This window comes from Chryseobacterium sp. Tr-659 (genome assembly GCF_011752975.1).
Lineage (GTDB): Bacteria > Bacteroidota > Bacteroidia > Flavobacteriales > Weeksellaceae > Chryseobacterium.
In genome coordinates, this window is sequence record NZ_VWWP01000001.1 from 738,803 (window position 1) to 755,471 (window position 16,669).

At 36.2% G+C, this 16,669-nt stretch carries 11 protein-coding genes; all 11 read left to right on the top strand.

Translation table 11 applies throughout. The features are described from left to right. The first annotated feature begins 43 nt into the window (after window positions 1-43). The 11 genes from F3J23_RS03255 (at window position 44) to F3J23_RS03305 (ending at window position 16,656) form a co-directional block, all read left to right on the top strand. Window positions 44-718: a response regulator gene (locus F3J23_RS03255; protein WP_002977493.1), complete on the top strand. Its 675-nt coding sequence runs from the start codon at window positions 44-46 to the stop codon at window positions 716-718. 50 nt (window positions 719-768) lie between these two features. After that, window positions 769-1,800 (top strand): sensor histidine kinase, encoded by a 1,032-nt coding sequence (locus F3J23_RS03260; RefSeq protein WP_167023994.1) that lies wholly within the window; start codon window positions 769-771, stop codon window positions 1,798-1,800. Between the two features lie 133 nt (window positions 1,801-1,933). Further along, on the top strand, window positions 1,934-2,530 hold the full coding sequence (locus tag F3J23_RS03265; RefSeq protein ID WP_167023997.1) for a plasmid pRiA4b ORF-3 family protein: 597 nt from the start codon (window positions 1,934-1,936) through the stop codon (window positions 2,528-2,530). A 265-nt stretch (window positions 2,531-2,795) separates the two neighbouring features. Continuing rightward, window positions 2,796-4,145, top strand: coding sequence for an alpha-amylase family glycosyl hydrolase (locus F3J23_RS03270; protein ID WP_167023999.1), 1,350 nt, complete (start codon window positions 2,796-2,798; stop codon window positions 4,143-4,145). 155 nt (window positions 4,146-4,300) lie between these two features. Beyond that, window positions 4,301-4,741 (top strand): hypothetical protein, encoded by a 441-nt coding sequence (locus tag F3J23_RS03275; protein ID WP_167024003.1) that lies wholly within the window; start codon window positions 4,301-4,303, stop codon window positions 4,739-4,741. Window positions 4,742-5,152: 411 nt separating this feature from the next. After that, window positions 5,153-7,921, top strand: coding sequence for a M4 family metallopeptidase (locus tag F3J23_RS03280; RefSeq protein WP_167024006.1), 2,769 nt, complete (start codon window positions 5,153-5,155; stop codon window positions 7,919-7,921). A 156-nt stretch (window positions 7,922-8,077) separates the two neighbouring features. Next, entirely contained in the window at window positions 8,078-8,872 is a 795-nt protein-coding gene (locus F3J23_RS03285) for a thymidylate synthase (protein WP_167024009.1), read from the top strand. A gap of 269 nt (window positions 8,873-9,141) precedes the next feature. Beyond that, a complete protein-coding gene (locus tag F3J23_RS03290) occupies window positions 9,142-9,360 on the top strand; it encodes a hypothetical protein (protein ID WP_167024011.1) in 219 nt (72 codons plus the stop codon). A 26-nt stretch (window positions 9,361-9,386) separates the two neighbouring features. After that, window positions 9,387-11,897 (top strand): M1 family metallopeptidase, encoded by a 2,511-nt coding sequence (locus F3J23_RS03295; protein WP_167024014.1) that lies wholly within the window; start codon window positions 9,387-9,389, stop codon window positions 11,895-11,897. Window positions 11,898-12,116: 219 nt separating this feature from the next. Next, window positions 12,117-13,445, top strand: coding sequence for a hydroxymethylglutaryl-CoA synthase family protein (locus F3J23_RS03300; RefSeq protein ID WP_167024017.1), 1,329 nt, complete (start codon window positions 12,117-12,119; stop codon window positions 13,443-13,445). 418 nt (window positions 13,446-13,863) lie between these two features. Next, window positions 13,864-16,656 (top strand): SusC/RagA family TonB-linked outer membrane protein, encoded by a 2,793-nt coding sequence (locus F3J23_RS03305; protein WP_167024019.1) that lies wholly within the window; start codon window positions 13,864-13,866, stop codon window positions 16,654-16,656. Window positions 16,657-16,669 lie beyond the last annotated feature (13 nt).

Below are 16,669 nucleotides of genomic sequence, written 5' to 3' on the forward strand. Positions count from 1 at the left end.
TCAATGGAAATAATTAATTTTGTGGGAATTCTTAAACTAGAAGATGAGCAAAAAAATTCTTTTAATAGACGATGAACTGGACATTTTAGAGATTCTGTCTTACAATTTGGAAAAGGAAGGTTATGATATCTATACCGCTACCAACGGTAATGAAGGTATAGAAAAAGCAAAGGAAATTGTTCCGGACCTTATCCTTTTAGATGTAATGATGCCTGAAAAAGACGGCATTGAAACCTGTCAGGAACTTCGTAAAGTGAAAGAACTTCAAAAAACACTTATTGTTTTCCTTTCTGCAAGAAGCGAAGAGTTTTCTCAGCTGGCAGGCTTCCAGGCAGGGGCCAATGATTATATCGTAAAATTGATCAAACCAAAAATCCTGATCTCCAAAGTAAATGCATTATTACAGTTAACTTCTCAGGTTTCTGATAATGCTAAACTGATCGAAATCGGTGACCTTGTTATTGATAAAGACAATTTCAGAGTTTCCAAAAGCGGACAGCAGTTTCTTCTTCCCAAAAAAGAATTTGACCTGCTTTATCTTTTGGCTTCCAATACTGAAAAAGTTTTCAAAAGAGAAGAGATTTTGGAAAAAGTCTGGGGAAATGATGTGATTGTAGGAGAGAGAACCATCGATGTTCATATCAGAAGACTGAGAGAAAAATTAGGGATCAATACTATTCAGACCTTAAAAGGGATTGGATATAAGCTGATCGTTTAATGATTTAAAAAAATCTTACCTTTACATTTAATCTTTAAAACGTTGTAAAATTGAAATTTTACAGACTTACCCTCGTTGCCTCTTGTCTGCTGACATTGGTAATGCTTTTTCTGGTGGTCATTTTCGACTCCCTGAAAGATATCTATTATGATACCCCTATGTTCAAAACGGGGCTTCTGATTTGTATTGTTCTGATCTTTATTCTCAATTGTGTCGTTCTGGAACTTCTCTTTAATTATTATGGAAGGAAACAGGTGAAGGGGCTTTCCGGGATTCTTCCGCAGGAAATTGTTCATGATCATGATGAAAATATCACCATCAAAGAATTGGGAGAAAGATTTTCTGATCTCAATCAGCAGAAAGTAACGGAAATTGATATGATGAAGGAAATGGAAAGCTACCGTAAAGAATACATCGGAAATGTTTCCCACGAACTGAAAACGCCGTTATTTTCCATTCAGGGATATGTAGAAACTTTAAGAGATGGTGGAGTAGACAACCTGACCATCCGTGATAAATACCTTGAAAGAATTGACCAATCTGTTGAAAGACTTATTGCAATCGTTACAGATCTTGATATGATTAACAGATTAGAAGCAGGAGAAATCAATCTTACCGTTTCAAAATTTGATGTCAATCTTCTGATCAAGGAAATTTTTGATCTGCTCGATCTTGAAGCAGAAAAACGAAATACAACATTACAGATCCAGACACTGCATCCTCAGATTTTCGTGGAAGCGGATAAACAGAAGATTTCTCAGGTTTTTATTAACCTTATTTCCAATGCAATCCATTATGCCAACAGACAGGAAGCAAAAGTGATTGTAAAGACAAGTATCTTAAAAAATAAAGTGTTGATAGAGGTCATAGACAACGGAATGGGAATCAAATCTGAAATCCTTCCGAGAATTTTCGAAAGGTTCTACCGTGTGGAAACCAGCAGAAGCAGAAGAGAAGGCGGTTCCGGACTGGGATTAGCCATCGTAAAACATATCCTTGAAGCTCATAACGAAAACATTACCGTAGAAAGTGTTTATCTTGAAGGAACAAAGTTCAGTTTTATGCTTGAAAAAAGTAAATAATTCCGGCAAAATGTAAGAAAAAAAAATATTTTAAAAAATCCTGAAATATTTTTTTGTCACATGTCATTTATTATATATTTGCAACAGAGATTTATCATAATTATAAAGGCAAAAAGTAATTTAAGAAACTGATATGGTTTACAAAATCCGCGTAATATTAGATGCGAAAGAGGATATTTTCCGTGATATTGAAGTTAAGGGAAAACAAACGTTATGGAATTTACATTTAGGAATTAAAAGTGCATTCAGTCTGCAGGGAGATGAGCTTTCTACTTTTAATCTGTTGGAAGAGGACGGAACAATCGTAAAAAGTGTCCCATTGGAAGATATGAGCGATGATGGTGATGGCGAAATTATGTCAGATGTATACATTGATGAAGCTTTTGAAGGAAAAGGAGACAAAGCACAGTTCCAATATGGGCTTCTAGATCTTTGGGAATTCTTCTGTGAGCTTATTGAAGTAATTGATGAAACAAAAGGAGTTAATTATCCGATCACCGTATACAGATTTGGAAATGTTCCTTTAAAGGCTCCTAGCAAAAACGGAAATGCCGGAGGTTCTAAAAAGAAATCTGCAATGCCGTTGGTAGATGACGAATTTGGTTTCGATGACGATTTCGGAGCAGGAGGAAATTTCTCAGATGAAGACGATAACTTCGATGATGAGGAAGAAGAAGACTACAATGATGATGTCTTTGATGATGAGGATGACAATGATGATGAAAGATAGGCAATAAAATATATAGGCCCCGGGTTACAACCCAGGGCTTTTTTTTGCAAAAAGATAAAATGGCGAAAAGGCAAAGAAATGAATGGAGCCAATTTGTAAATAAGCTTCTTCTTCGCCTTTTCAGCTTTCTTCGCCATTTGAATATATCATATATCCATTTAGAAATTTACACTTTTACCTTTTCACTCTTTAACGATTTCACCTTTTTACTCTTCACTCCTTTTCCTCCCAAAAAACAATCCTTACTTTTGTTAAAAATAGATTAATGAAAAAATTAATTTTATTAGCTGTAATTGGTCTGGGAATTGTTTCCTGTACCACTCAAAAAAATACCCGGAAGATGACAGAACTGCCAAAAGAATGGAAACACACCACTAATATATATGAAGTAAATATCAGACAATACACTCAGGAGGGAACCTTCAAAGCATTTGCAAAAGAAATGCCCCGTCTGAAATCTATGGGGGTCAAAACCCTTTGGTTTATGCCTATTACGCCAATTGCCCAGCAGAATAAAAAAGGAAGTATGGGGAGCCCATATGCAGCGGCAGATTATACTTCTGTAAATCCTGAATTCGGAACTTTACAGGATTTTAAAGACCTGGTGACTGAAGCTCACAGATTAGGGTTCAAGGTGATTATCGACTGGGTAGCCAATCATACCGGCTGGGATCATGTCTGGACAAAGACACATCCTGAGTTTTACCTGAAAGATCCGGATGGTAAATTCCATATCGCTTCAGGAATGGATGATATTATCGAACTTGATTATAAGAATCAGGAGATGCGCAGGGCAATGATTGATGCCATGAAGTTCTGGGTAACGGAAGCTAATATTGATGGTTTCAGATGTGATCTTGCTTCATGGGTAGAAGTAGATTTTTGGGAGCAGGCACGTCCTGAAGTGGAAAAAATAAAACCTCTTTTCTGGCTGGGTGAATTTGACGAACTGGAAAGCCCTGAATACGGAAAAGTTTTTGATGCCAGCTATTCATGGAAATGGATGCACAAATCTGCCGATTACTACAAGAAAAATGAGCCTCTTCAGGAATTAAAAGATTTATTGGTGCAATATTCCAATATCGGAGATTCTTCAATGAGAGCGTGGTTTACTACGAATCATGATGAAAATTCATGGAACGGAACCGAATATGAAAAATATGGGGTAATCACAAAACCCATGGCTGTTTTTTCCGCAACATGGAACGGAGTTCCTTTATTATATTCAGGCCAGGAACTTCCAAATATGAAGAGACTTGAATTTTTTGAAAAAGATGTGATCAAATGGACCAATACCTATCAGGCCGCAGGTTTTTATAAGACATTACTGGATTTAAAATCTTCAAACCCTGCTTTAAGAGGCGGAGATCCCAATGTAACCACTTATCTGCTGAATACTTCGGCAAATGATAAAATTCTGGCTTATATAAGAAAAAATGGAAAAGATGAAGTACTGGTGGTTCTCAATATGTCAAAAGAACCTGTCAGCTTTACCATTGAAGATGAGAACCTGTCCGGAACTTTCAAAAATGTTTTTGATAAGACAAGAAGAGATTTCAACAGCGGAAAAGATTTCAATTTCAACGTTTCAGATTACGCTGTATTTGAAAAATGAGAACTGAAGCCACTGAAAAGCTGGCTCAGGCTGTAAAATCTTAACAATAATTTTTAAATGGAACTTAATTTCCCTTCGCCGGAGGGGCGTCGAAGTCTATGATTTTGACGGGGTGGTTTACACGGTTCCCGCTAAAATAATCCGAGAACTAAACAATGAACAAACAGGAAATAATCAATATCGTTAAAGCAAAAATAGCGGATAAAATCAGTTATTTTGAAAATCTCATTGCGGAAACGCGTGCTTCCAATAACGATACAAAAAGCTCTATGGGGGACAAATATGAAACCGGAAGAGAAATGCTTCAGCAGGAAATCAATAACCTGCAGAGACAGCTTAATGAAGCCTTAAATCAGCAGGCTGTTTTACAGAAAATATCCATAGAAACTTGTGATAAAGTGCAGACGGGAGCTTTAGTGAAAACAAATAAAGGCTTATTTTATATTGCGGTATCTGTAGGCGAAATTATTTCAGATCACCAAAAAATAATGACGGTTTCTGCGGAATCTCCACTGGTGAAAGCTATGTTAGGTAAAAAATCTGCAGAAGTATTTGTTGTAAATGATATTAACCAGAATATTGTAAATATCTGGTAATTTATTAGGATGAAAATAGCAGTTTGAAGTGAAAACTCATTATTTCGAACAAGGAAAAGAACTTTTGCTTCCTTTTACGGTTAATTATCGTTAAAAAAATAAGAAATTTTTTGAGATAATGTGATGAATTTTTGAGCTGGATTTATGGAAATAAGGTGAATTTAAAGAGTAATATTAATAAATTTTTATTGTTAAAAATTTAAATTAATCTAAGTGTTTTAACAGGCTTTTTTTTTGCTAATAAGAATTTTTTAATTTATTTTTTTTGTGTCAATTGTAGTATTTGATTGAATGTTTTTTAATTTTTTTATTTAAAAATTGAATATTTAATAAAATTTTCTGATTATTTTGTTAATTATGTTATTTTGATTGTTATATTTGGATTGATAACACACCAAAATAATATTGTTTATGAAAAACAAATTGACTCTCATGATTTTTGTTCCGCTTTTGGTAAGTGGAATTTCTCTTCAGGCCCAAAAATATGTTGGGCAAAGAATAAACAGTGAAGACGGAAGATCATCACTGATTATCTTCAATCCCGGAGCTGCCGCTAAAGATGTAGCCTTATCTGATAATGAAAGATTCTTTTCAGAGGTTTTAAACCTTCCTGCCGGATCAAAAATGGTGAAAACCGAATCTGCCAAACTTTTCAGCGACTTCTCTGATGAGAGGTACCAGCTTTATCACAACGGAATTAAGGTTGAATTTGCCAGATATACCCTGCATTACATAAAAGGCAGCCTGGTAAGTATGAATGGCGAAATGTACGATACTTCTGATGTCAATACCCAGGCCGATGTTTCCGAATCTGAAGCCCTTCAGAAAGCCATGAAATATATAGGAGCAAAAACGCTGATGACCAATACCGGGTATGGAAGAGAAATTGGATATCAGCCTAAAGGAGAATTGGTTTTAATTCCCGTCGAGGCTGCCAACGGAAAGTTCAGGCTTCTCTTATCCTATAAATTCGATATTTTTTCAGCAGAACCTTTTTTAAGATCCAATGTATATGTAGATGCAAAATCAGGGGCAGTGCTGCTTAACGATCCTATCATGAAGCATGCCAATGAGAATGCTCATGGAAATGAAGTACATAATCATTCTGTGATAGGTGCCGAAAATAAATCAAAAGAAGACTTTAGGTCTATTTTTGTTGCCGGAAGTGCCGAAACAAGGTACAGCGGAACAAAATCTATTGAAACCACCCTTCTCAACGGAAAATATGTTTTAAGAGACAATACAAGAGGAGGAGGTGTCAATACATATAACAACGGGAATAGAGCATATACCAACCTTGTAAATACAGATATTACAGACACTGATAACAACTGGACAGCGGCAGAGCATAATTCCAGCGGCAACGATGTAGGACTTGACGTGCATTGGGGAGTGGAAAAAACATATGATTATTTCAAAAATACATTCAACAGAAACAGTTATGATAACCAGGGAGCTGTTCTCAATAGCTATATCCATGTGTCAAGTTCCTGGGAAAATGCAGCCTGGATCGGAACTGCAATGGTGTATGGTGATGGTGCAACCACTTTTAAACCGCTCGTTGCCTTTGACGTTACAGCCCATGAGCTGGGGCATGCCGTGTGCGGATCTACAGCCCAGCTGGCCTATCAGAGAGAATCAGGTGCTATGAACGAAGGGTTTTCCGATATCTGGGGAGCGGTAGTTGAAAATGCATATGCCCCGGAAAAACAAAACTTTTTAATTGGAGAAGAGATTACAAAAGTATCACCGAACTATCTGAGATCCATGAGTAATCCAAACTCAGGTCTGTCCAAACAGCCGGATACTTATAAAGGTACCTACTGGAAAGACGTAAGTACTACAGGGTGTGTTACGCCTAGCCAGCAACAGAACGACTATTGCGGAGTTCATACCAACAGCGGCGTTCTAAACTTCTGGTTCTATCTTTTAGTAACCGGAGGTACCGGAACGAATGATATAGGAAATAATTATAATGTTACCGGGATAGGATTTGAAAAAGCAGCAAAAATAGCTTACAGATTAGAAACCTCCTATCTTACAGCCAATTCTAATTATACGAATGCCATGACCTATGGAATTCAAACGGCAAAAGATCTTTTTGGAGCAGATTCTGCGGAACATAAAGCTACTCAGAATGCATTTTATGCAGTAGGTTTAGGAACTGCCTATTCAGGAGGAACTCCGGTTACGGATACTCAGGCGCCTACAGCACCTCAATTGGCAGCGTCAGGGACAACCCAGAACTCCACGTCACTTTCATGGAGCGGATCTACTGATAATGTAGCGGTAACAGGCTATGACGTGTATAGAGGAACAAGCCTTCTCGGATCTACGACTTCCACAACTTATACGGCAACAGGACTTACTCCGGCAACTACATACAGCTTCACTGTTAAAGCGAAAGATGCGGCAGGAAATATTTCAGCAGCAAGTAATGAAGTGAGTGTAACGACCCAGCCGGGTACGGCTGCCACTTATTGCTCGGCTTCTGCAAACTCTACCGCGGATGAACGAATCAGTAATGTGAAATTTGCTGACATCAATAATGCCTCAACGGGTACCACAGGATATGAGAATTTCACCTCCGTTATTGGAAATGTCGTAAAAGGAACTTCTTACACAATGACCATAACACCATCATGGACTTCTACAAAATATAGTGAAGGATATGCTGTATACATTGATTATAACGGTGATGGCGACTTTACAGACAGTGGAGAACTGGCCTGGTCAAAAACGGCAAGTACAACTTCTCCTGTATCCGGTAGTATAACCATTCCAAGTACTGCTGTTACGGGAAATACAAGAATGAGAGTCATAATGAGATATAACACGGTACCTTCCTCATCATGCGGAACATTTGATTACGGACAGGTAGAAGATTATACATTAAAAATAGCTTCTGCAGGCACTATGAACTCAATATTTGCCGAATCTTCTGTAAATGGAAATAATGCAATCAGTGTGTATCCTAATCCGGTAAAAGATGTGATTAAGATTAAATCCGGTTCCGGGACAGAATTTAAATATCAGCTTACTGATGCCCGTGGAAGTGTAGTGCTTTCCGGAGAAACAAAATCTCAATCTATCAACGTTGAATCATTGCTTCAAGGAGTATATGTACTGTCATTGGACAATGGAAAAGAGAAAATGATTCAGAAAATTATTAAGAATTAATCATTGATTTTTATAGGATCCTACAGGATTCAATAAGAAAATAATAATAGTAAACAGCTGTGGAAATAATTTTCACAGCTGTTTTTTTATGATCTATGATAACTCAAAATCGGTTAGTTTTTTCTAAATTTGAACCATTAAAACCCGCTTTTAAAAATGCAGAACTACCTAGACCTTTTACAGCATATCCTAGACAATGGAACAGATAAAACCGACAGAACCGGAACCGGAACAAGAAGTGTATTCGGATATCAGTTGAGATATGATCTGTCAAAAGGATTTCCATTAGTGACTACTAAAAAAGTGCATTTGAAATCGATTATTTATGAACTGCTTTGGTTCCTGAAAGGAGAAACAAATATCAAATACCTTACGGATAACGGAGTAAGCATATGGGATGAATGGGCAGATGAAAACGGAGATTTAGGACCGGTATATGGCGCGCAGTGGAGAAGCTGGAATGGTGCTGATGGAAAAGTAGTGGACCAAATTACAGAAGTGATTGACCAGATTAAAAAAAATCCTGATTCCAGAAGATTAATTGTATCCGCATGGAACGTAGCAGAGATCCCGAATATGGCTTTGGCGCCTTGCCACGCATTGTTTCAGTTCTATGTGGCAGATGGTAAGTTATCTTTACAACTTTATCAGAGAAGCGCAGATGTTTTTCTTGGAGTTCCGTTCAATATTGCGAGCTATGCATTGTTACTGATGATGGTAGCACAGGTTTGTGATCTGGAAGTTGGAGATTATGTGCATAGTTTCGGAGATGTACATATTTATAATAACCATTTTGAACAGGTAAACAGACAGCTTTCAAGAGAGCCGAGACCACTTCCTACAATGAGACTGAACTCTGACGTTAAAAATATTTTCGATTTCAATTTTGATGATTTTACGTTGGAAAATTATGATCCGCATCCGGGAATTAAAGCTCCTGTGGCTATCTAACCCACTATATATTTTTTAGCGATTATTTAAATGAGACTGATCCCCGGAAAATTCATCTTTATGTATATTGAGGATAAGATTTCATCATAAAACCGGAAAAATGATCCTCACAAAATAGGTGTCAGGTAAAATTACTTTAGTACAAAAAACTTAAGTACTCTTTATTTATCAATTGTTTCTGAAATAAGTTATAAATTTGAAAGAAGAACCATTCCTGCTTAATGAGGTTTTGGGTGTCTTAAATTTTCAAATCTTATCACAACAAAATCATGAAGTATTTAAAAATAAATATTGAAGAAAATGCAGATATTGAAGTATTGAAAAATGCAGTGCTTCAGTTGAAAGGTGTAGCTTCAGCGGAAGTTATTGATGATGAAAACCCCGAAAGTGAGCTGAAAAAAGCTTTTGCCAAAACAAAAGAACAGCTGAAAAAAGGAGATTACGAAACCCTGGTTAATGATATTTTCGATATCATCATTAAGAAATAAATCTAAAAAAATATTAAAGCATAGAAATGAAAAAAGCCATTTTATCAATTGCTATACTTGGAATTTTATTTTCCGCAAACGTATCAGCACAAACCGAAACTTCAGGAAGAGAAAAAATATACAGGGCTGCTCATACCAAAGTGACGGAACTTAAACATACCAAGCTTAAAGTAAATTTTGATTATCAGAAAGAGCAGATGAATGGAGAAGAATGGCTTACCGCTTCACCTTACTTTTATCCGACAAACGAATTGACACTGGATGCAAAAGGAATGTTGGTTCACGAAGTCGCTCTTGATAACAATGGTAAAAGAACACCTTTAAAATACGACTATAAAAATGACATCCTGAAAATCAGCTTAGATAAAACCTATCAGAAAAATCAGGATTACACCATATATATCAAATATACATCCCGTCCGAACGAAGTAAAGCAACAGGGTAGTATGGCAATCAATGATGCTAAAGGACTGTACTTCATCAATGCGCAGGGAACAGATCCAGATATGCCTACACAGATTTGGACACAGGGAGAAACAGAATCATCTTCTGCATGGTTTCCAACCATTGATAAACCCAACCAAAAGACTACCCAGGAAATCTACATGACGGTTCCCGACAAATATGTGACGCTTTCAAACGGTATTCTGAAAGACTCTCAGAAAGAATCCAACGGTCTCAGAACCGATCACTGGGTAATGGATAAAAGACATTCCACTTATCTTTTCTTCATGGGAGTAGGAGAATATGCCATTGTAAAAGACAAATGGAAAAATATTCCGGTCGATTATTATATCGAAAAAGAATATGAGCCTTATGCAAAGCAGATCTATGGAAACACTCCGGAAATGATCGAATTTTTCTCCAAAAAGATGAACTATGATTATCCTTGGGCAAAATACGCTCAGATTTCAGGGAGAGATTATGTGAGCGGTGCTATGGAGAATACTACAGCAACACTCCATGGAAGTGATATCCTTCAGAAACCGGGACAGCTTATTGACGAAAATAAATGGGAAGACACCATTGCCCATGAGCTATTTCATCATTGGTTTGGAGATCTGGTTACGGCAGAAAGTTGGAGTAATCTGACGGTAAACGAATCTTTCGCTAATTATTCCGAATACCTTTGGAATGAATACAAATACAGTAAAGACCAGGCGGATTATCACCTGATGAGCGATGTGAATCTGTATATCCACAACCCGTCTGATTTTAAGAAAGATCTGGTGAGATTCGATTATAATTCCCGTGAAGATGTTTTCGATCTGGTAACATATCAGAAAGGCGGTGGAATTTTAAATATGCTGAGAAATTATCTCGGAGATGATGCGTTCTTTGCCGGAATGAATGATTATCTGAAAACGAATGAATATCAGAATGCAGAAGCGCATCAGCTGAGATTGTCATTCGAAAAAGTTTCGGGAAAAGACTTGAACTGGTTCTTCAATCAGTGGTATTTCGGAAGCGGAAACCCTAAGATCAATTATTCATTTACATTTGAACCTGTAAAAAAACAAGTGGTAGTAACCATTAATCAAACTCAGGATCTGCCATTTGAATTTCCTTTGGCGATTGATGTATATGATAATGGGAAACCTAAAAGATATAATGTCTGGGTAAATGCCGAAGGGAAAAATACTTTCAGTTTTGATGTTTCTAAGACACCTGATCTGGTAAATATCAATGCAGACGGAGTTTTACTGGCAGATATCACAGATACCAAAACTCCGGAACAGAATCTGATGCAGTTTACGAACTCAAAAGAATTCAAAAGCAGATATAATGCTTTAACAGGAATAAAAGATCAGACTGGGAAAAGCCCTGCAGTGACGAAATTATTAGCAGCCGCCTTGAAAGATCCGTTTTTCAGAGTAAGAATAAAAGCATTGGAATTAACAGATCTTACTAACCCTGAACAGATGAAAGCCTTAGGGGCAGATGTTGAGAAAATAGCTTCCAATGATCCTAAAACATTAACTCAGGCTGCAGCGATCTCTGCCTTAGCAAAAACAAAAGACAAAAAATACCTTCCTATTTTTGAAAAGGGAGTCAATGCTGTTTCTAATGCTGTTAAAGGGAGTTCTTTAAGTGCACTTCTTACTATTGATCCGTCAAGAGCTAACGCATTGGCAGATAAGATCGATTTAAAAGGGGCATCAGATGAATTACAGGCACAGTTACTTCCAATCATCGTAAAGAATAGAGTGGTCTCTCAAATGGAAAATATCACTCCTCTTGCAGCATTTTATCCGTTCATTAAATTCCAGAATCCGGAATTAGGAAAAGCAGCGGAAGAAGGTTTTAACTGGATTATGACCTCCGATAATATAAAAGCTACAGAAAGTCTTGCCAAGATAACAGGATATGCTAAAAATCAGATGGGAGATAATCCGCAGGCTAAAATGATGATGGTGCAGATGTTGAAAGATGGTCTTGCCAAGAAAATGGAACTCTTAAAACAAAATCCACAGAAAGCGGCAAGTATCAATAAACAGATTGATGCATTGAATAAAGCGATTGAAAATTATAAATAGAATTTTCTTACAGATAAATAAACCCCGGCATTGCCATTGGCAATGCCGGGGTTTTTGCTGATAGGGATTGAAACTTTTACTTCTTCTTAAGTATTCCGAAGATTTTTATTAAAACCCCGTTCAAATTCATACATGTTTTAATAATAGTGCAAAAATCAGTATTTTTTACCGCTGTTTTTTATATTATCTTTCATAAATTCGTTTAAAATTTGGAAAATTATGAGTTTTGGAATTGAGGCAGCGAGCTATTATGTGCCTTCTTTGTATTTGGAAATTAAAGAATTAGCAGAAAAAAGAGGCATAGAGCCCGCAAAACTGGAGAAGGGGTTAGGACTTCATAAAATGGGACTTCCCGATGTACATGAAGATGCTGCTACTTTTGCGGCGGAAGCATTATTAAGATTGATCAAAGATTATGGTATCAATCCTAAAGAAATTGCAAGAGTTTATCTGGGAACTGAGAGTGCCGTGGATGCAGCAAAACCTACAGCTTCTTATGCCATACAAATGGTTGAAAAAATCTTGGAAGGCGAATTTGGCGAAAGATGTTTTAAAAACTGTGACGTTCTGGACATGACCTTTGCATGCGTTGGAGCCGTAGATGCCTTGCATAATGCGTTGGATTTTGTAAGGGTGAATCCTGAAAAAAAAGCAGTAGTAATCGCCAGCGATTATGCTAAATATGAACTGGCTTCCTCTGGAGAATATACACAAGGTGGTGGTGCGGTTGCTCTGCTGGTTTCATCAAAACCGGATCTTCTTGAAATAGAAAATAACTGGGGAGTAGCAACAGAAAGTGTTTTTGATTTCTTTAAACCGAGAAGGTCTTATAAAAAAGAAGAGTTGAATGGAGCCCCTGAAACTTATCCTGAAAAGATTGAGATCTTTACAGACGAACCTGTTTTCGATGGCCAGTATTCCAATCAGTGTTATCAGGACAGAATCAAAGAGGCTTATCATCACTATAAAGAAGTAACAGGACAGGAGAAACCTTATGAAAAATGGAAGTATATTATTTTTCACCTTCCTTATGCATTTCACGGGAAAAGAGTTTTTACTGAAATTTACAGCCTGGAAAATCATCTTCCTTATGAAACTGCAGATGAACAAAAAGCTGTGGCGAAATCTGAAGATTATCTTAAGCTGATTAATGATAAAATAGAAAAGACACAAAGAGCTTCTTCAGAAATAGGTAATATGTATACAGCTTCCATTTTTATGGCATTTCTTTCCGCTTTGCAGACTTCTTTCAATGAGAATGAAGAGCTGACAGGTAAAGAAATAGGATTTGTGGGGTATGGAAGTGGATCAAAATCAAAGGTTTTTGCGGGGAAAGTTTCTCAAAACTGGAAAGATGTAGCTGAAAAATGGAATGTATTCGAAAATTTAAATAATAGAATGGCTGTAGACTTTGAAACGTATGAGAAACTCCACAGAAAACAACTGGAAAAGTCTGTAAACTCTGAATATAATGGATTTGGATTAATTTCAATAGAAACAGGAAATCCTGTTTTAAACGGAGCCAGATATTATAATTACCAGAAATAAATTTTAATATATAAAATTATAATAAAGCACCCCAAATATTGGGGTGCTTTATTTTTTTAATGTTTTTTGTAGTTAAAATTTGTTTATTTTTTATCATTTTGTTGATTTTAATATGAAATTGAACTATTTTATTTTGGATATTATTAATTTAAAATTTTTGTTTTGTTAATTTTTTTTGCTGTTTTTTTTAATAAAGTGAAACCATCTGAATTTTTTTTCACTTGTTAAAATTCTATTAAATTTTTATAGCGATTTAAATTTTAAATCGGTAAAAATAAATCACTTTTTAATGTGATGTTTATTGTAATGATTGGTGAAATAAATGTATTTTAAAGTGCTGTTTTACAATGTTTTGTGTGTTGATGCTGTTAAGAATTATTAACATATTTGTGATCAGGATATATTAAAATATGTTAATATGAATGTAAAATTATATGTATTGAGTGCAGGGGTTATGTTCTTTTTTGGGCAGACTGTCTTTGCACAGAAAGTAAAAAAGGATACTATTTCTAAAATTGATGAAGTAGTGGTTACAGGGTATCGTGATAAGAAAACCGATGAAATAAATCAAGCTCAATCCGTTATAAGCGGTGATGAGCTGAAGCAGCTATCTAATACATTATCATTAGTCAATATGATGCAGGGGAAAGCTCCGGGGGTTTTAGTGCAGACATTGAGTGGCCAGCCTGGAAGCTCAGGGGCTATTACCATCCGAGGATTTTCCAATTTTTCTAATACAGGGGCTTTAGTTGTTATAGATGGGCAATACTCATCCTTTGCACAATTAAATGCTTTAAATCCAAGCGATGTAGAATCTCAGGTAATACTTAAAGACGCTGCGGCAACTGCTCAGTATGGATCAAGAGCCGCTGCAGGAGTTATAGTAGTCACAACAAAGAGAGGAGCCAGAGGAAATACTAAGTATAGCTTTGCTTCAAGATTTGGTACTTCATGGAAGGTTTCAGATAAGGAAATGAATTTTGAAATGATGGATGCTGGTCAGAAATTAGCATGGGAAAACAAAATATCCCCTTTAGTTGGAAATCCATCAAGGTCTGATGAAGAAATCAGAAGACTCACGCTGCTCAATCATGATTGGGAAAAAGATATCTTGAAAAACTCTAGTGAAGAGACTTATTTTTTTACAGCAAGTGGCGGAACTGATAGAAGTTTATTTTATTATTCATTAGGATATGACAGTAATTCAGGAATTGTGCAATATTTGAATGCACTAAAAAGATATACGGCAAGGTTTAATTTTGAAAATCAATTAAACGATCATATCAAAATTGGTTTAAATGCTTCTTTACAATACCAAAAAACCCAAAATCAAAGAGATTTGAACAATGGACAAAATCCTTTTGGTTTTATGTATAGAGCTAATGCTTACGAACCTGTTTATTTGGCTAATGGATCATTTAACCCTACTAATGTAGGATTTCCTGTTCTGGAAGCTCTTCAAAGGAATACAGCAGCTAATAGTAATCTCAGGTTAAATGGAAATATTTTTGGGGAGTATAAGTTCACGAACTGGCTAAAGTTTAGGTCTTCTTTTTACAATACTTTTGCCCAGTTGAAAGGCAAAACAGTGATGCAGCCCGGTTCTTTTCTCGATGTTATTTTAGGATATAACGGACAAGTAAGTGAGAGTAATAGCGATTTATATTATTTTACAGCTAATCAGAGATTGGATTTTGACAGAAAATTTGGAAAGCATAAGATAAGCGCAACAGCATTTTATGAATACAGTAGTGAAAATACAAATTCTTTAAGTGCAATAGGACAAAATTACAGAACTCCGGGTCTTGATATTTTAAGTAATATGGTTACTCCAAATGCAGTAGCTGGTTCAAGGACTCAAACCAGAAGAACTGCCCTGGCTTTGTTAGCGGATTATAATTATGATTTGAGATATTTAGTAAGTGCATCTGTAAGGAGAGATGGTAGTTCAAGATTCGGATTAGATAATCAGTTTGGGATATTCTGGAGTGCCAGTGCTGCGTGGAATATAGCAAAAGAGCCTTTTATGAATATACCCAATTTGCAGGCATTGAAACTAAGAGCATCTTATGGTATTGCAGGAAATGATGCTCCGCTCCCTGATTATGTAAATCAGCCCTATGTAGGATTTGGCTTATATGGCCCAAGCGCCACAACTTTTGTACCTGCCACTATAGGGTATAAACAGTTAGAATGGGAAAAAGTAAAAATTACAAATCTTGGTCTTGATTTTAATTATGATAATAGATTTAGAGGATCAGTAGAATACTTTATTAACAAAAGAAGTGATTTTTTACAACTAATCCCTAACGCAACAGTACAAGGAGGTTATACGGTCTATAATAATGCGGGTGATATGGAAAATAAAGGGGTAGAGGTAGATCTTTCAGCAGATATTATCAGAAAAAAAGATTGGAGCTTCCAATTAAGAGGAAATATTTCCCAAGTTGAAAATAAAATTTTAGCATTAAGACCCGGAGAGACTTCCAGAAATATTGGAAATAATAATAAACTTGAAGTGGGAGAAATGCCTTTTTATTTTAGAATGGTAAGGTCAGCAGGAATAAACCCGGCTACAGGAGAAGCTTTATATTATACAACCCGTACCACCGCAAATCCTGGAGAGACATTTTATGATCTGCCTGGTGGAAGAGCTACCAACTTTTATTCTTCGCTTGATATTCAGGATATCAAAGATAAGTCTCCATTTCCAAAATATTTTGGAGGCTTTGGAGCCACCTTTACCTATAAAAGTTTTGATATAACAGCCGATTTCACGTATAAGTTTGGAGCATACTCTGTAAATAACGAAGCGCTGAATATGCTTGATCCTTCACAATATAATTACAATAAACGGGTTGATGCAGTAAATTACTGGCAAAATCCGGGTGATACAAATGTATTGCCTAAACCTAACCCAAATGGTATTTGGATGACAGATTACTTTTTGCAGAAAACGGATTATATAAGGTTTAGAAGTTTAAATGTCGGATATACTTTTGATAAAAATTTCCTGGGTGAGAAAATTCCATTAAGCTCAATAAGAGTGTACGCACAGGCCCAAAACTTATTTATATGGACTAAATATGAGGGAGATCCTGAAGTTGCGGTAGGATCAGGGGAAGGAAATACGGCTGTACCCGGTTCCTATACTTTATATACATATCCAACTCAAAAGAATGTCAGTGTAGGTATTGAATTACAATTTTAAATTTTAAATCAAT